Consider the following 15,864-nt stretch of genomic DNA (forward strand, 5'->3'; position numbering starts at 1 on the left):
ACATCCACGGCCGCGTGATCCAGATGTGGGCCGGCTGCATCTGGGTGCCGATCTACGAGGTGATGACGCGCAAGCACCTGAAGCTCGTCACGCTCGAGGAAAACCTGGAGATGGCGGCCGACATCGGCATCGACGCGACCACCTCGCTCGACGAGGCGTTCGCGGAGGCGATGGAGCGCCATGGGCCCGATGCGAAGGTGATCGTGCTCCCGTACGCGCGCTACCAGCTGCCGCGCAACGCCGTGCGGATGGAGCCCGCCGACGAGAGCGTGATCGCGTACGCGGGGCGGGACTAGGGCATGACCGACGCCGCCCGCCGGACGATCCCGGGCCTCCGGGCGTCCGGCGTGGCGGCGACGGACGAGGTCGGCCGGGAGATACGGGGGTCGACGACGATCCTCGAGCTCCTGAGGATGTTCCCCGACGGGAGCGCGGCGAAGCTGATGAGCGACATCCAGTTCCCCTGCGCGCACTGCGGCGGCGCCGTGCGCGAGCCGCTGACGCTCGCCGCCAAGCGTCACCGGCGCGACCCGCGCGCCGTGATCGAGGCGTTCCGTGCCCTCGAGGCGGGCGGCCCCACCGCCGAGCAGATCGCGAGTGCCGCCCGTCGGCAGGCGGCGTAGAGCCTTGGCGGTCGCATCGGGGCGGGAGACGTGGGTCGGGCGCTCCGTGCCGCGCTTCGAGGACGAGGCGCTCTTGCGCGGCGAGGGCCGCTTCATGGACGACCTCGAGCCGGTGTCGCACGCCTGGCACGCAGCGATCGTCCGCTCGCAGCTCGCGCACGCGCGCGTCGCCGTCGACCCCTCCGCGGCGCGCGAGCTCGAAGGCGTCGCAGGCGTCGTCACCGGCGAGGACGTCGCGCGCCTCTCGCGGCCCTTTCCGGCGGCGATCGACTCGCCCGCACCGCACTACGCCGCTGCGGTCGGGACGGCGCGCTACGTCGGCGAGCCGCTCGCGGTGGTCGTCGCGCGGGACCGGTACCTCGCAGAGGACGCCGCCGAGCTCGTCGCGGTCGAGTACGAGCCGCTCGACCCGGTTGTCGATCCCCTCGCAGCCGAGCCGATCCACGAGCGCCGGTTCCACTACGGCGACGTCGACGACGCCATGGCCCGGGCGACGCTCGTCGTCCGTTCGACCTTCCGAGTGCCACGCTGGACGGGCCTTCCGGTCGAGTGCTACGGCGTCGTCTGCAACTGGGACGAGGGCTCCGGCCGGCTGACCGCGTGGGCCAACTTCCAGGGCCCCTTCACGCTCCACGGCGTCGCGGCCGCGGCGCTCGGCCTGCGCGGCGACCGCCTGCGCCTGCTCACGCCGCCCGACTCGGGCGGGTCGTTCGGCGTCAAGGCCGCCGTGCTCGGCTACGTCGTCCTGATCGGGCTCGCCTCCCGGGCGCTCGGCGTTCCCGTGCGCTGGACGGAGGATCGCCTGGAGCACCTCGTCGGCAGCTCCGCGTCGACCGGGCGCGTCACCGAGCTGGAGGCCGGTTTCGCGCCCGACGGCGAGCTGCTCGCCCTGCGCTACGACGCGCTGGAGGACGTCGGCGCCTACGTCCGCGCGCCCGAGCCGGCGACGCTCTACCGGATGCACGGCTCGCTCGGCGGCGCCTACCGGGTGCGGAACGTCGCCGCCCGGAACCGCCTCGTGCTCACGAACACCCTTCCCTCGGGCCTGAACCGCGGCTTCGGCGGCCCTCAGCTGTACTTCGGTCTCGAGCGGACGATGGCGATCGCCGCGCGGCGACTGGGGCTCGACCCGGCCGAGCTCGCCCGGAGGAATCTCGTCCGCGCCGACGAGATGCCCTACCGGACGCCGTCCGGCGCGCTCTACGACTCCGGCGACTACGAGGCGTGCCTCGACCGGGCGCTCGAGGCCTCGGGCTACCACGAGCTGTGCGCGAGCGCCGAGCGGGCGAGGGCGGACGGCCGGCTCGTGGGGGTCGGGCTCGCCTGCGTCGTCGAGCCGTCGATCTCCAACATGGGCTACATCACCCTCGCGCAGACGGCCGTCGAGCGCGCGGGGACGCTGCCGAAGTCGGGCAACGCCGAGGGCGCGTCGGTCGCGGTCGACCCGCTCGGCGGGATCACGGTGCGGCTGGGGACGACCCCGCAGGGCCAGGGGCATCGCACGGTCGCGGCGCAGGTCGTCGCCGACGAGCTCGGCTGCACCCCGGAGGAGGTCTCGGTCCTCTCCGAGCTCGACACCGCGACGACGCCGTGGACGGTCGCCTCGGGCAACTACTCGTCTCGTTTCTCCGGGGTCGGCGTCGGGGCCGTGCAGGCGGCCGCGCGCAAGGTCCGCGAGAAGGCCGACGCGATCCGCGAGCATCTCGGCATGCCCGAGGCGTCGCTTCGCAGGGTCGCCGGCACCGCGCACTGGAGCCCCGAGAGCCTCCCTGACGGTATGGAGCCGGGTCTCTCCGCGATCGCCTTCCACGCGACACCGAACCTCGACCCGCCGGATGCGGAGGACCGCGTCGCGTCGTCGGGCGCGCACGGTCTCATCGTCGACGTCTGCGCAGTCGAGGTCGATCGCCGCACCGGGGCCGTCACGGTGACGGACTACGTGAGCGTCCACGACGCGGGCACCCTGCTCCATCCGGCGCTCGCCGAAGGGCAGGTGCTCGGCGGCTTCGCGCACGGGCTCGGCTCGGCCCTCTACGAGCGCCACGCCTACGACGAGGACGGGAACCCGACGAGCGCCTCGCTCGTCGACTACGTGACCCCGACCGCACCCGACGTCGCAGCCCTCAGGGTCGAGCACCTCGAGTCGCCGTCGCCGTTCACGGCGCTCGGCGCGAAGGGGCTTGGGGAGGGGACGACGATGTCGGTCCCCGTCGCAATCGCGAACGCGGTCGCCGACGCGCTCGGCCGCGACGACGTCGAGCTGCCCCTGACCCCGCCTCGCGTGTGGGACCTCCTCCAGGAGGCGAGATGAAGCCGGCGCCGTTCGCCTACGTGCGCGCCTCGTCGCTCGAGGCGGCGCTGGCGGCCCTCGAGGAGGGCGGTGACGACGCGAAGCCGATCGCCGGCGGGCAGAGCCTCGTGCCGGCGCTCAACATGCGGCTCGTGCGGCCGAGCGTGCTGGTCGACATCGGCCGCGCCGGGCTCGACGGGATCACGGCGAACGGCGCTCTGCGGGTCGGCGCGACGACGCGCCAGGCCGCGCTCGCCGGCGACGGCGATGTGCACCCCCTGGTGCGGCAGGCCCTGCCGTTCGTCGGCCATTTCGTGACGCGCAACCGTGGCACGGTCGGCGGGTCGATCGCCCACGCGGACGGCGCCGCCGAGCTTCCTCTCTGCCTCGTCGCGCTCGGGGGGTCGGTCGTCGTCGACGGCCCGGACGGACGGCGCGAGATTCCCGCCGCGGAGTTCTTCGTCACGCACTTCACGACGGTGCTGCGTCCCGGCGAGCTCGTCGTCGAGACGGTTTGGCCGCGGGCCGCGGCCGGCGAGCGGTCTGCGTTCGCAGAGCTCGCGCTCCGCGCCGGCGACTTCGCGCAGGCCATGGCGGCCGTCCTCCTGCGCCGGGACGCCACCGGCGGCGTTGTGTCCGCGAGCGTCGCCGTCGGTGCGGTCACCGACCGCCCGACCCGCCTCCACGACGTGGAAGAGCTTCTCGTCGGCGCCGGGGGCGCCGAGGCTGCCGCCGAGGCGGGAGCACTCGCCGCGCGGCTCGTCGACCCGCCCGGCTCGGTGCACGCGAGCCCGCGCTACCTCCGCGCGCTCACCGGAACGCTCGTGACGCGGGCGATCGAGGAGGCGTCGTCGTGACGGAGATCGAGCTCACGGTCAACGGCCGCCGCGTCCGGGAGACGGTCGAGCCGCGTCTCCTCTTGACGGACTTCCTCCGCCACCGGCTCGGGTTGACCGGGACGCACGTCGGCTGCGAGCACGGCGTCTGCGGAGCCTGCACGGTGATGCTCGACGGCACCTCCGTGCGCGGCTGCTGTGTCCTCGCCGTCCAGGCGGACGGGAGCCGCGTCGACACGGTGGAATCCCTCGCCGGAAGCGGGCCGCTGACCGCGCTCCAGGAGTCGTTCCGCCGCCACTACGCCCTCCAGTGCGGCTTCTGCACGCCCGGGATCCTGATCGCGGCGACCGATCTCCTCTCCCGAGGCACACCGACCCGCGCCGAGATCGTCGATCTGCTCTCCGGCCACCTCTGCCGCTGCACGGGCTACGCGCCGATCGTCGACGCGATCGAGGAGGCCGCGCGCGCATGAACCTCGCGCAGTCGTTGCTGGCCGCGTCCGAGCGGCATCCGGAGCTCGAGGCGTTCCCGCGGCTGACGTACGGCGAGCTCCTGCCGCGGGTGCGTCGGATCGCCGGTGGGCTCGGCGTCGAGCCCGGCGACCGCGTGGCGACCGTCCTCGACAACCGGCTCGAGACGGCGCTTCTCTACTGGGCCGCGCAATGGGCGGGGGCGGTGTTCGTCCCGCTCTCGTGGCGCCTCTCCGAGGAGGAGCTCGACTACTGCCTCGCCGACTGCGGCGCCCGCGTGGTCCTGCGCGACGGCGACCCGCTGCCCGACGGCCTCGACCATCCTGGCGCGCTCGACCGCGACGAGCGCGAGATCTCTCTCATCCTCTACACCTCCGGGACGACTGGCCGCCCGAAGGGCGTGCCCCGCTCGCACGCGGCCGACCGTGCCGGCGGCTGGTCTCAGGCGCTCCAGCACGGTTACGGGTGGCGCGACCGCACGCTCGGCGTGATGCCCCTCTACCACACGATGGGAATCCACTCACTCCTCGCGATGCACCTCGTCGGCGGCTGCTTCGTGCCGCAGGCGCGGTGGGACGCGGCCGAGGCGCTGCGCCTGATCGAGGAGGAGCGGATCAGCTCGCTCTACCTCGCGCCGACCCTCTTCCACGACCTCGTCCACCACGCGGAGCTCGCGGCGCGCGACGTCTCCTCGGTGCGCGCCCTCGGCTACGCGGGCGCCGCGATGACGTCGACCCTCGTCCGCCGCTGCGCCGAGGCGTTCTCGCCCGAGGTCTTCGTCAACCACTACGGCTCGACGGAGATCTACACCTTCTCGATCGGGCGCGACCAGCTCGCGAAGCCGGGTTGCGCGGGTCGGCCGGCGGTGAACACGCGGCTCGAGCTCCTCGCGACGGGGGAGGTCTGCGTCGACCTCTCCTCGGACGAGGCGTTCGCCGGCTACTGGAACCGCCCAGACGCCGACGAGAAGGCGATCCGCGACGGCTGGTACGCGACCGGCGACACGGGGCATGTCGACGCCGACGGAGACCTGTGGATCGACGGCCGGGTCGACGACATGATCATCTCGGGTGGTGAGAACGTCCATCCGCTCGAGGTCGAGGACGTGCTCGCCGGGCACCCGGGCGTCGTGGAGGTCGCCGTGATCGGCGTCGTGGACGAGCGGCTCGGGCAACGCGTGACGGCGATCGTCGTCGGCGAGGCGACGGCCGAGGAGCTCGACGCGCATTGCCTCGCCTCGCCGCTCGCGCGGTTCAAGCGGCCGCGGGAGTACCGACACGTCGACTCGCTTCCGAAGAGCGCGTCGGGGAAGATCCTCCGCAGGATGCTGCGCGACGAGACGACGGTCGACGCGTGACGGGCTACGACGGGTTCCGGGTCGACCGCGAGGGCGCGGTCGCGAGGATCACGCTCGACGTCCCGGGCAAGCTCAACCGCGTCTCGATGGCGGCGCGCGACCAGCTCTCGGCTGTCTTCGCCGAGCTCGACGCCGACGAGGACATTCGGTTCGTCGTCCTCGCCGGTGCTGGCGGCCAGTTCACGGCTGGGGGTGACATCGCGGGATTCCTCGAGCGCTCGCCGTGGCAGGTCTCGCAGCTTGCGAGGAACGTCGCCGCGCCGGAGCGTTGCTCGAAGCCGGTGATCGCGCGGCTCGAGGGGTACGTCTTCGGTGTCGGGCTCGAGCTCGCGCTCGCGTGCGACTTTCGGCTTGCCGCCTTCGACGTCCAGCTCGGCCTCCCCGAGGTGACGATCGGGATGATCCCGGGCTCGGGAGGAACGCAGCGGCTCGTCAGGCTGGTCGGCCTCGGGCGCGCGAAGGACATCGTGATGCGCGGACGTCGCGTGATGGCGCAGGAGGCATTGGAGCTCGGGCTCGTCGGGGCGATCATGCCGGGGGACGGGCTCGACGCCGCGATCGCGGGCCTCGTCGAGGAGCTGTCCCGCCACTCGCCGCTCGCGCTCGCGATGGCGAAGCGCGTCCTCAACACCGCGTACGACGGGCCGCTCCACCTCGGCCTCGAGGTGGAGGGTCTCGCCTACGGCCTCTTGCGTCAGACGCACGACTTCCGCGAAGGCGTCGAGGCGTTCGGCGAGAAGCGCAAGCCCGAGTTCAAGGGCGAGTGAGCGCAGCCGAGCGCTACCTCCGGCTCGGCCTCCAGGTCGACCGCCACGTCGAAGGGATCGTCGACGCGTACTTCGGCCCGCCCGAGCTCGCGGAGGAGGTGGAGGCGGCGCCGCCCGCCGAGCCGAGCGTCCTCGTCGCCGAGGCGGAGAGCCTTCTCGACGAGCTCGCAGACGGCTGGCTGCGGGATCAGGTCTTCGGGCTCCATGCGTACGCCGGTGTGCTCGCCGGCGTGCGCCGCGCCTACGCCGACGAGGTGGAGGCCTGTTACGGGTTCCGGCCGACGCACACGGACGAGGCGGTCTTCGCCGAAGCCCACGAGCGACTCGACGAGCTGCTTCCCGGGGACGGCACGCTCGCCGGGCGGCTCGAGCGCTGGGAGGCGTCGATCCGGGTCCCTCCGGAGGAGGTCGAGGTCATGGCGGCGGCTGTCATCGAGGAGGCTCGCAGGCAGACGCGCGACCTGTTCGGGCTGCCGGACGGCGAGGACGTCGAGCTCGACATCGTGCGGGACGAGCCGTGGCTCGCCTTCTGCGCGTACCTCGGCGGCCTGCGCAGCCGGATCGCGATCAACGTCGACCTGCCGTTCTCGGCGATCGAGGTGCTCGTCACCACGATGCACGAGACCTATCCGGGCCACCACGCGGAGCGCTGCAGCAAAGAGCACTCGTTGGTACGAGCCCGGGGGCTGCTCGAGGAGACCATCGTCCTCGTGCCGACACCGCAGTCGCTCGTCTCCGAGGGGATCGCGAAGCTCGCGCCGTCCCTGCTGCTCGAGGGCGCAGGCGGGGCCGCACTGGCGCAGATCGTGCGCGACGCGGGCATCGAGCTCGAGCTCGCGGACGTCCTCGCGGTGCAACGCGCCCGCGAGCCGCTCGAGTGGGCCGCGGTCAACGCCGCGCTGCTCCTGTACGAGGAGGCGGCGGACGAGGCCGACGTGCGCGCGTACCTCGAGCGCTGGGAGCTGCTCACGCCCGAGCTCTCGGCTCACGCGATCCGCTTCCTGCGCGAGCCGACGTCGCGGACGTACGTCGTCACCTATCCGGCCGGGAAGGAGCTCTGCGAGGCCTACGTCGCGGGCGACCCGGCGCGCTTCCACCGGCTCCTGACCGAGCAGGTGCGCGTCGGCGACCTGCTCGCGGCGGCGTCCGCCTGAGCGACCCGGCCCGGAGACGGCTCAGCGCCGCAGCCTGATCGCGTTCAGGTCGCCGGCGACGATCTCGTCCGCACGGCGAATGAGGTCCTCGACGTCGTCGTGCTCGGCGTGAAGGTATCGCCCGGCCAGGGCATCGGCCCGCCCGGACGCGAGCACGCGCACGAGGCGCGGCGCGAGCTCGGGTGGCGTCCAGGGAGCGTCGTTACCGAAGGCGGCCTCTGTCATCGCCGTCCGGACGAGCCCGGGGCTGATGACGAACACGCGCACCCCGAGGTCCCACACCTGAGCCGCGAGCAGCTCGCCGAAGCGACCGAGCGCGGCCTTGCTCGGCCCGTACGCCGTGCCCAGCGCGATCGACCCCGCCTGGACGGGGAGATACGAGCCGCCGCTCCCGATGTTCACGATGCGACCCGAGCGCCGCTCGACCATCCCGGGCAGGACGGCGCGGCAGCAGAGCATTGCGCCAAGCACGTTCACCTCGAAGACGTGCCACCACGCATCCGGGTCCTGTTCCCAGAGCGGCCCGGCGGCCGACTCGATTCCCGCGTTGTCGACGAGCAGGTCGACCGGCCCGAGCTCCTCCTCGACCCGTCGCACCCAGGCCTCCACATCGTCGCGCCGCGACACGTCGCCGACCAGGGCCAGCCCTCCGATCTCGCCGGCAACGGCCTCGACCTGAGCCTGCGTCCGGCCGGTGACGGCGACGCGCATGCCGCCGTCCGCGAGCTCGCGCGCGATCGACGCGCCGATTCCGCGACCGCCGCCGGTGACGAGTGCGACGCCGGAGAGACTGTCGCTCACGCCGACGAGGATACGCGCCGCGCGTCTCCGCGAGGCGGCACCCCGGCCGGACCCGGCCGAAGCCACGTCCGACCTACATGCGGAAGACGCCGAACGTCGTCTCGGGCACCGGTGCGTTCGCCGCCGCTGCGAGGCCCAGCGCGAGGACGCGCCGCGTGTCGAGCGGGTCGATGATCCCGTCGTCCCAGAGCCGTGCCGTCGAGTAGTAGGGCGAGCCCTCGTGCTCGTACGTCGCGCGAATCTCGTCCGGGTCCGCGTCGCCGACCATCGACAGCACCATCGCGGCCTGGTCCCCACCCATCACGCTGATGCGCGCGTTCGGCCACATCCACAGCTGGCGCGGCCCGTACGCGCGGCCGCACATCGCGTAGTTGCCCGCGCCGAACGAGCCGCCGGTGACGACCGTGAACTTCGGCACGTCGGCGCACGCGACCGCCATCACGAGCTTGGCGCCGTCGCGGGCGATCCCACCCTCCTCGTACTCCCGGCCGACCATGAATCCCGTGATGTTCTGGAGGAAGACGAGCGGGATCCGCCGCTTGCAGGCGAGCTCGACGAAGTGAGCGCCCTTCTGCGACGACTCGGCGAAGAGCACGCCGCGGTTCGCGAGGATCCCCACCGGGAAACCCTCGATCCGGGCGAAGCCGCAGACGAGCGTCTCACCGTAGAGCGCCTTGAACTCGTGGAAGCGACTGCCGTCGACGATCCGGGCGATCACCTCGAGCGGGTCGAGCTCGTGGCGGAAGTCCTCCGGGACGAGCCCGTGGAGGTCGGCCGGGTCGACGACGGGCTGCTCGACCGGTGTGAGCTGCCACGGGCACGGCGGCGGGTCGCCGAGGTTTCGCACGATCTGCCGTGCGAGCGCGAGCGCGTGCTCGTCCGACGTCGCGTAGTGGTCGGCGACCCCCGAGCGTCGCGTGTGGACGTCGGCGCCGCCGAGCTCCTCGGCGCTCACCTCCTCGCCGGTCGCAGCCTTCACGAGCGGCGGCCCGCCGATGAAGATCGTTCCCGTGCCGCGGACGATGATCGTCTCGTCCGACATCGCCGGAACGTAGGCACCGCCCGCCGTGCACGAGCCCATCACGACGGCGATCTGCGGGATCCCCTTCGCGGACATGCGCGCCTGGTTGAAGAAGATCCGGCCGAAATGCTCGCGGTCGGGGAAGACCTCGTCCTGCAGCGGGAGGAAGGCGCCGCCCGAGTCGACGAGGTAGAGGCACGGGAGGCGATTCTGTTCGGCCACCTCCTGCGCACGGAGGTGCTTCTTCACCGTGAGCGGAAAGTACGTGCCGCCCTTCACCGTCGCGTCGTTGGCGACGATCACGCACGCTCGGCCCTCGACGATCCCGATTCCGGTGACGATCCCCGCCGACGGCGCCTGGCCCTCGTACACCTCCCACGCGGCGAGAGCGTTCAGCTCGAGGAATGCCGAGCCGGGGTCGACGAGGCGGTCGATGCGCTCCCGGGCGGGGAGCTTCCCCCGCGAGCGGTGGCGCTCGACTGACCTCTCTCCGCCGCCCGCGGCGACGAGCGCCGTCCGGTCGCGGAGCTCCTGCACCAGCTCGCGCATGAGCGCCTCGCGACGGGCGAACGTCTCGTCGCGCGCGATGCGGCTTGCGAGGACCGTCATGCCGTCTCCAGGGTCACGAGCACGGCGCCGGTCGCGACCTGGTCGCCGACGGCGACGTCGACCGAGCGAATGCCTCCGTCGTAGGGCGCCGTCACCACCTGCTCCATCTTCATCGCCTCGAGGACGACGAGCGGCTGGCGCGACTCGACGCGCTCCCCGCTTTCGACGCGCACCTCGATCACCTTGCCGGGCATCGGGGCGGTCACCCGGCCGTCGCCGCCCGCGACCGTGCCGTGCGCGGCCTCCTCGACCTGGAGCGCCGGCAGGGTCGGTGGCTGGGGCAGGTTGAGCCTGAAGCCGCCGGTCCACGGCCCCGGCTGTGCTGCGCGAGGCGCCGGCGAGAGCGGCGGGAACCGCGTGAGGAAGCCCGTCGAGACCTCCGCCGCGCGGAACGCGGGGTGCGCGACCAGCCAGCGGAGGAACGGCAGATTCGTGGTCACGCCTTCGACGACCGTCTCGTCGAGGGCTTCCCCGAGGCGGTCGAGCGCGTCGTCGCGGTCGACCCCGTGGGCGATCAGCTTCGCGATCATCGGGTCGTAGCCGCCGCCGACCTCGTCGCCCGTCTCGATGCCTGCGTCGACGCGAATCCGGGCCGGAAGCTCGAGGCAGCGCACCGTTCCCGGCTGTGGAAGGAACGTTCGCGGGTCCTCCGCGTAGAGCCTCGCCTCCACGGCGTGCCCGGTCGTCACCGGACGGAGCCCGGCCAGGGGCTCGCCGTCTGCGACCCGAAGCTGAAGCTCGACGAGGTCGAGGCCGGTGACGGCCTCGGTCACGGGGTGCTCGACCTGGATCCGGCCGTTGAGCTCGAGAAAGAACGCCTCGTCGCCGTCGACGAGGAACTCGGCCGTGCCGGCGCTCTCGTATCCGATTGCCCTACCGAACGCGACCGCGTGTGCGGCCAGCCGGTCGAGGACATCGGGCGCGACGCCGGGCGGAGGGGACTCCTCGACGACCTTCTGGTGCCGGCGCTGAACCGAGCAGTCGCGCAACCCGAGCGCCAGCACGTTGCCATGGCGATCGCCCATGAGCTGCACCTCGACGTGCCGCGGGCTCGCGAGATAGCGCTCGCAGTAGACGGTGCCGTCGCCGAACGCCGCCTCGGCCTCCCGCGATGCCGCGTCGAGCGCCTCGTCGAGGCCCTCCGGCCGCTCGACGACCCGCATCCCGCGGCCGCCGCCTCCCGCCGCGGCCTTGACGAGCAGCGGGAAGCCGAGCTCGGCCGGCTCCCCGGCCTCGAGCGTCGGCACGCCGGCGGCGGCGGCGATCCGCTTCGCCTCGAGCTTGTCGCCACCGCGCCGCAGCGCGTCGGGCTGGGGACCGACCCACGTGAGCCCCGCGTCGAGCACCGCCTCGGCGAACGCGGCGCTCTCGGCGAGGAAGCCGTAGCCGGGGTGGACGAGGTGCGCGCCCGCTTCGTGCGCCGCCGTGACGAGGGCATCGGCGTCGAGGTACGAGGCGACGGGGACGACGGCGTCCGCAACGCGCGTATGGAGCGCGTTCTCGTCGCCCGGCCCCGCAACCGCGACGGTCCGAAGCCCGAGCCGGCGGCCCGTCTCGAAGATGCGGACGGCGATCTCGCCGCGGTTGGCAACCAGCAGCCTGCGTCGCTCGCTCATCGCCGGACGACAGTAGTGGATGCGGCCGGAGGGCGTGCACCGGGCCGGTGCCGTGTGGCTACCGTGGACGCATCCGAGGCTTCGTCGACGTCCACTCCCATGTTGTCCCGTCTGGAGACGATGGCGCCGCGACGGTCCAGGAGGGAATCGAGCTCTGCCAGATCGCGTTCGATGCGGGCACGCGGGTGCTGTTCGCGACGCCGCACGCCCATGCGGCGTGGGACACGTTTCCCCGCACGAGCGGCCGGGTCGACATCTTCGAACGGGCTTTCCCGCGCGTCCGCGATGCCGTCGCGGAGTGGGGCCTCGATCTGCGTCGCGGCTGGGAGGTGTACCCCTCGTTGCTGACGGACGGGCCTGTCGACCTGGACACGTATCGGCTCGAGGGCACGCGGGCGGTGCTCGTGGAGTTCCCGGGCTGGTGGCTCCGGATCGACGACGCGGTCGAGCTCGTCGCCGCCGCCGCCCGGCGCGTCGAGGAGGCGGGGCTGGTGCCGCTCCTCGCCCATCCCGAGCGCTGCCGTGCCGTGGCCGACGACCCGACCTCCGTGCGGCCGCTCGCCGAGGCCGGGTGGCCGCTCTGCCTGAACGGCCCCTCGCTCACGGGTGACCACGGCACGACGGCCGAGCGGATCGCCTGGCGGCTGCTCGACGACGGAGTCGTCTCCCTCGTCGCGTCGGACGCGCACGGCTTCGGGCGGCCGCCGCGGGTCGACACGGCGTACGCGACGGTCGAGGCTGCCGTCGGGCGGGAGGCCGCCACGCCGCTCTTCGACGGCAGCGCGGTCCCCTGGCTCGCCTGATCAGGCGTCCGGCTCGCGGGCCGGAGGCTTGGGCGCTGCCGTCCGCGGCGGATCCTTCTTCGCGTCGCCCGACTCGAGCATCCGTCGCGGGTCGACCTCGCCGACCGCGTCCTTCACCTCGCGGACGCCCGTGCCGAGTCGTCGGGCGACATCCGGCACACCTTTCGCGCCGAAGAGCAGCGCGAGCACGCCGAGGAGGATGACGATTTCCCAGATGCCGAGCCCGAACGGCATGGGCCAATCGTACGCGTCGCTTCACCCGGATGGGGCATGCGCTGCGGGCGGGGCGCGCGACCATTGTGAGCGGACGCATGAAGCTCCTCAACCGCCGCCAGCCGTCACGGTCGTTCGACGACCACCTCACGTACTTCACCCTGGTGGAGGCGAACGAGTTCCGCAGGCTCGTGGAACGCTCCTTCGGCGCGTCCGGCCACGACGTCTCGGTGTACGGCGACCGCATCGAGGACCGCGACGGCACCACGCTCGGGCTCTGGAACATCGGGCACCTGTGCGCGGGCGCGGAGCGCGACGAGTGGCCGGACCTGATCGCCGAGCACGTCGCCCTCGTCACGGCGCCTCCGCGTGACCTCGGAGACCTGACGAGCGAGGACTTCGAGGCGGCGCTGCACCTGCGCCTCGCCGACGCGGCCTCCTTGCCCGACCCCGACGGGCTCGGGCATGCGCGTGTCGTCGTGCCAGGACTGCTCGAGGTGTTGTCGGTCGACCTCGGCGACTCGGTGGTGACGCCCTCGAAGGACGAGCTTGCGGCGCGAGGCATCCTCGGCGACCAGCTCGGCCGCGGGCGGGCCAACCTGCTGTCGCTGCTCGCCGCCGACGAGCCACGCGGCTCCGTCGTCGGTGAGGGCGCGAAGGGGCGTTTCACGTCGGTCACGGATCCCTCCTTCTTCACGGCCAGCCTTGCGCTGGTCCTGCCGGAGGCCGTGCGACGCTTCTCCGCCGAGGAGCACGGAGGGCGCGGGACGCTCGTCGCGGTTCCCGGTCGGCACCGGCTGCTGTACCGCCCGGTCGACGCGCCGGACGCGGGTGAGGCTCTGCGGCGGATGTTCGAGGTCGCCCGGCTCGACTTCCGCGACGCCCCCGGCGCCTTGAGCCCGAACGTCTTCTGGGTGCGGAACAACCGTTGGGTGCCCGTCACCTCCGTCGAGCGGGGCAAGCCGCGGCTCGTGCCGGGCGAGCTGCGCGACGCGCTGAAGAGCTTCTAGGGAAGGGCCCAGTCGACGGGCTCGCGCCCGGCCGCCTCGAGCAGCGCGTTCGCCTGGGAGAAGTGGCGGCAGCCGAAGAAGCCGTTCGACGCGCTGAGCGGAGAGGGGTGCGCCGTCGTGAGAACGTGGTGCCGCGTGGTGTCGACGATGCGCCCCTTCTGCTGCGCGTAGCGGCCCCAGAGCAGGAAGACCAGTCCGTCGCGCCGCTCGGAGAGCTCGCGGATCGCGCGGTCGGTGAACCGCTCCCAGCCCTTGCCCGCATGTGAGGCAGCGCTTCGGGGCGAGACCGTCAGCACCGCATTGAGGAGCAGGACGCCTCGCTCGGCCCACGGCGTCAGGTCGCCCGACGACGGTCGCTCGAGCCCGAGGTCGCGCTCGAGCTCCGTGTGGATGTTCTGGAGCGACGGAGGCGGCGGGACGCCCGCCGGAACCGAGAAGCAGAGTCCCATCGCCTGCCCGGGGCCGTGGTACGGGTCCTGGCCGAGGATCACGACGCGCACGGCGTCGAACGGTGTGAGCGCGAGCGCGTTGAAGACACGGTCGGCTGGGGGGTAGAAGCGGCGCCCGGCCGCGACCTCAGCGACGAGGAACTCGCGCAGCTCCTGCATGTACGGCTGCTCGAGCTCGTCGCCGAGCACGGCGAGCCAGCTCTCGTGCATCCGCGGCTGCACGCCGCGAGCCTACGCGGTCAGCGCGGTCACCTTCGCGACGACCTCGCGACACCACTCGGCGTGGCGCGAGGGGTCGTCGAGGAACTGGGACGGCTTGATGCAGATCGAGGTGAAGCCACGGTCGATCTGGGACGGGATCGTGGCGAGCGCTTCGTCGAGGTCGGCGACGGAGTCGGCGTCGGGAAAGCGGCCGCGTGTCCCGCCGACGAGCTCGATGTCGGCGGGGTCGCGGCCGGCCTCCGCGAGCGCGGTGCGGAGCCGCGCGACGTCTTCGTCCGTGGGGCGGCCGAGGGGATTCCAGCCGTGCCCGTACTCGACGAGCCGGCGCAGGAGGCGGTCGTGCAGCGTGCTCGACCCGAGCCAGAGGCGCACGCCGTCCTCGCGGAACGGCTTCGGCTCCAGCCAGACGTCCTCGAAGCGGTAGTGCTCGCCGGCGAACGATGCGGGCGACGGCCCCCACGCCGCCCGCCAGGCGGCGAGGTGCTCGTCGAGCAGCGCGCCGCGGTCGGCGAACGGCACGCCGAGCGCCGCGTGCTCCGGCTCGTGCCAGCCCACCGTGGGCTGGACGACGAGGCGTCCTTCGGAGAGCAGGTCGAGGGTCGCAAGGTCCTTCGCGAGCAGGAGCGGATGCCGTAGCGGCGCGATGATCGCCGACGCGGCGAGACGGAGCGTCGTGGTCGCGGCGGCGATCGCCGAGAGAAGGACGATCGAGCTCGGCCAGGGCGTCGCAGGGTCCTGGTTGCCGGGGAGCGCGTAGTCGCGCGGGTTCGGCATCAGGCCGTCCGCATCGGCGCCCGGGCCGAGGACGACGTGCTCGCTGACCATGACCGCGTCGAAGCCTGCGTCCTCCGCCTCCTGCGCCATCCCGACGAGTGCCCGCAGGTCGCGCGGCTGCGTCAGCGTCCAGTTCTCGGAAAGCACGTGGACGAGCCGGACGCTCATCCGGAGTCGGTCTCGCCGGCGGGGCGGCGCGACCAGTGGCGCCACGCGCTCTCGACATGGGCGCGCATGAGCGCCTCCGCCCGGTCGCCGTGACCGGCCTCGATCGCCTCGCAAAGCTCCTCGTGCTCGGCGACGTCGGCGTCCTGCCAGGTCGGCTGGGCGCGTCGGCTCGCGAGGAGCCGGCGTCCGACGTCTGCGATCCAGAGCGAGTCGAAGATGCGCCCCAGGGCGTCGTTCTGTGTGGCGGCGGCGAGCGCGGCGTGGAAACCGCGGCTCGCATCGTGGGCAGCTGCCGCCGTGCGGGCCGCGCGCTCGGCGACCACCCAGCGCCGTAGCTCGTGCAGGTCGGCGTCGTCCCGCCGCTCGGCGGCAAGCCGCGCAATACCGGGCTCGAGCAGGAGCCGCGCCTCGAGACGCTCGAGCACGCGCTCGAGCCCGACGTCCGCGACGAAGAAGCCGCGATTGACCTCGAAGTCGACGAGCCCGTCGCCCGCGAGGCGGCGCAGCGCCTCCCGCACCGAGCCGCGCGAGATACCGAGCGCATCCGCGAGCTCCGCCTGGCCGACGCGCGCGCCGGGCCGGAGGCGCCCGTCCACGATCCGTGCGCGGAGCTCGTCGTAGGCCAGCTCGACGACGGAGCGAACGCGAAGTGGGCCGGCGGGAGTCGCCATCACTGAATC

At 72.9% G+C, this 15,864-nt stretch carries 16 protein-coding genes and 1 pseudogene; 10 read left to right on the plus strand and 7 right to left on the minus strand.

Going from position 1 to position 15,864, the window contains the following annotated elements; all coding sequences use genetic code 11:
* The 8 genes and pseudogenes from VNM44_RS12520 to VNM44_RS12555 form a co-directional block, all read left to right on the plus strand.
* A pseudogene (locus VNM44_RS12520) lies at positions 1–296 on the plus strand (hypothetical protein); the annotation flags it as partial.
* A gap of 3 nt (positions 297–299) precedes the next feature.
* A complete protein-coding gene (locus VNM44_RS12525) occupies positions 300–623 on the plus strand; it encodes a hypothetical protein (RefSeq protein WP_325624286.1) in 324 nt (107 codons plus the stop codon).
* Between the two features lie 4 nt (positions 624–627).
* Positions 628–2,934, plus strand: coding sequence for a xanthine dehydrogenase family protein molybdopterin-binding subunit (locus VNM44_RS12530; protein ID WP_325626219.1), 2,307 nt, complete (start codon positions 628–630; stop codon positions 2,932–2,934).
* Positions 2,931–3,770 (plus strand): FAD binding domain-containing protein, encoded by an 840-nt coding sequence (locus tag VNM44_RS12535; RefSeq protein ID WP_325626220.1) that lies wholly within the window; start codon positions 2,931–2,933, stop codon positions 3,768–3,770. Before VNM44_RS12530 ends, VNM44_RS12535 begins: the two co-directional genes overlap by 4 nt.
* Positions 3,767–4,222: a (2Fe-2S)-binding protein gene (locus VNM44_RS12540; RefSeq protein ID WP_325626221.1), complete on the plus strand. Its 456-nt coding sequence runs from the start codon at positions 3,767–3,769 to the stop codon at positions 4,220–4,222. Before VNM44_RS12535 ends, VNM44_RS12540 begins: the two co-directional genes overlap by 4 nt.
* Positions 4,219–5,577: a class I adenylate-forming enzyme family protein gene (locus tag VNM44_RS12545; RefSeq protein WP_325626222.1), complete on the plus strand. Its 1,359-nt coding sequence runs from the start codon at positions 4,219–4,221 to the stop codon at positions 5,575–5,577. Before VNM44_RS12540 ends, VNM44_RS12545 begins: the two co-directional genes overlap by 4 nt.
* Positions 5,574–6,344, plus strand: coding sequence for an enoyl-CoA hydratase/isomerase family protein (locus VNM44_RS12550; RefSeq protein ID WP_325626223.1), 771 nt, complete (start codon positions 5,574–5,576; stop codon positions 6,342–6,344). The genes VNM44_RS12545 and VNM44_RS12550 overlap by 4 nt, the downstream gene beginning before the upstream one ends.
* Positions 6,341–7,498, plus strand: a complete 1,158-nt coding sequence (locus VNM44_RS12555; protein ID WP_325626224.1) for a hypothetical protein — start codon at positions 6,341–6,343, stop codon at positions 7,496–7,498. The genes VNM44_RS12550 and VNM44_RS12555 overlap by 4 nt, the downstream gene beginning before the upstream one ends.
* Positions 7,499–7,519: 21 nt before the next feature.
* Here VNM44_RS12555 and VNM44_RS12560 read toward each other — a convergent pair whose 3' ends face one another.
* The 3 genes from VNM44_RS12560 to VNM44_RS12570 form a co-directional block, all read right to left on the minus strand.
* Complete coding sequence (locus tag VNM44_RS12560; RefSeq protein ID WP_325626225.1) at positions 7,520–8,299, minus strand: SDR family oxidoreductase; 780 nt, start codon at positions 8,297–8,299, stop codon at positions 7,520–7,522.
* 73 nt (positions 8,300–8,372) lie between these two features.
* Positions 8,373–9,929 carry a carboxyl transferase domain-containing protein gene (locus VNM44_RS12565; RefSeq protein WP_325626226.1) on the minus strand — a complete coding sequence of 519 codons (1,557 nt, stop codon included), beginning with the start codon at positions 9,927–9,929 and terminating at the stop codon, positions 8,373–8,375.
* Positions 9,926–11,545: an acetyl/propionyl/methylcrotonyl-CoA carboxylase subunit alpha gene (locus VNM44_RS12570; RefSeq protein WP_325626227.1), complete on the minus strand. Its 1,620-nt coding sequence runs from the start codon at positions 11,543–11,545 to the stop codon at positions 9,926–9,928. Before VNM44_RS12570 ends, VNM44_RS12565 begins: the two co-directional genes overlap by 4 nt.
* Before the next feature lie 47 nt (positions 11,546–11,592).
* On the opposite strand from VNM44_RS12570, the gene VNM44_RS12575 reads away from it, so the two are divergent.
* Positions 11,593–12,348: a CpsB/CapC family capsule biosynthesis tyrosine phosphatase gene (locus VNM44_RS12575; protein ID WP_325626228.1), complete on the plus strand. Its 756-nt coding sequence runs from the start codon at positions 11,593–11,595 to the stop codon at positions 12,346–12,348.
* Here the strand turns inward: VNM44_RS12575 and VNM44_RS12580 are convergent, their stop codons facing one another.
* Positions 12,349–12,582, minus strand: a complete 234-nt coding sequence (locus VNM44_RS12580) for a twin-arginine translocase TatA/TatE family subunit (RefSeq protein ID WP_325626229.1) — start codon at positions 12,580–12,582, stop codon at positions 12,349–12,351. It abuts the gene before it with no gap.
* 77 nt (positions 12,583–12,659) lie between these two features.
* Here VNM44_RS12580 and VNM44_RS12585 point away from each other — a divergent pair, with 77 nt between their 5' ends.
* On the plus strand, positions 12,660–13,571 hold the full coding sequence (locus VNM44_RS12585) for a hypothetical protein (protein WP_325626230.1): 912 nt from the start codon (positions 12,660–12,662) through the stop codon (positions 13,569–13,571).
* Here VNM44_RS12585 and ung read toward each other — a convergent pair.
* From ung to VNM44_RS12600, 3 genes are all read right to left on the minus strand, one after another.
* Positions 13,568–14,230 carry a uracil-DNA glycosylase gene (ung, locus tag VNM44_RS12590; protein WP_349258039.1) on the minus strand — a complete coding sequence of 221 codons (663 nt, stop codon included), beginning with the start codon at positions 14,228–14,230 and terminating at the stop codon, positions 13,568–13,570. The genes VNM44_RS12585 and ung overlap by 4 nt on opposite strands.
* A gap of 21 nt (positions 14,231–14,251) precedes the next feature.
* Positions 14,252–15,184 carry a TIGR03619 family F420-dependent LLM class oxidoreductase gene (locus tag VNM44_RS12595; RefSeq protein ID WP_325626232.1) on the minus strand — a complete coding sequence of 311 codons (933 nt, stop codon included), beginning with the start codon at positions 15,182–15,184 and terminating at the stop codon, positions 14,252–14,254.
* Positions 15,181–15,864 (minus strand): GntR family transcriptional regulator (locus tag VNM44_RS12600; RefSeq protein WP_325626233.1); only part of this gene is annotated, 684 nt, incomplete at its 5' end. The genes VNM44_RS12595 and VNM44_RS12600, both read right to left, overlap by 4 nt.

This window comes from Gaiella sp. (genome assembly GCF_035558935.1).
Classification (GTDB): Bacteria; Actinomycetota; Thermoleophilia; order Gaiellales; family Gaiellaceae; genus Gaiella.

Coding starts and splice junctions, on each gene's coding strand:
- VNM44_RS12525 (WP_325624286.1), top strand. CDS start 300: ATGACCGACGCCGCCCGCCGGACGATCCCGGGCCTCCGGGCGTCCGGC.
- VNM44_RS12535 (WP_325626220.1), top strand. CDS start 2,931: ATGAAGCCGGCGCCGTTCGCCTACGTGCGCGCCTCGTCGCTCGAGGCG.
- VNM44_RS12545 (WP_325626222.1), top strand. CDS start 4,219: ATGAACCTCGCGCAGTCGTTGCTGGCCGCGTCCGAGCGGCATCCGGAG.
- VNM44_RS12565 (WP_325626226.1), bottom strand. CDS start 9,929: ATGACGGTCCTCGCAAGCCGCATCGCGCGCGACGAGACGTTCGCCCGT.
- VNM44_RS12570 (WP_325626227.1), bottom strand. CDS start 11,545: ATGAGCGAGCGACGCAGGCTGCTGGTTGCCAACCGCGGCGAGATCGCC.
- VNM44_RS12580 (WP_325626229.1), bottom strand. CDS start 12,582: ATGCCGTTCGGGCTCGGCATCTGGGAAATCGTCATCCTCCTCGGCGTG.
- VNM44_RS12585 (WP_325626230.1), top strand. CDS start 12,660: ATGAAGCTCCTCAACCGCCGCCAGCCGTCACGGTCGTTCGACGACCAC.
- ung (WP_349258039.1), bottom strand. CDS start 14,230: ATGCACGAGAGCTGGCTCGCCGTGCTCGGCGACGAGCTCGAGCAGCCG.
- VNM44_RS12595 (WP_325626232.1), bottom strand. CDS start 15,184: ATGAGCGTCCGGCTCGTCCACGTGCTTTCCGAGAACTGGACGCTGACG.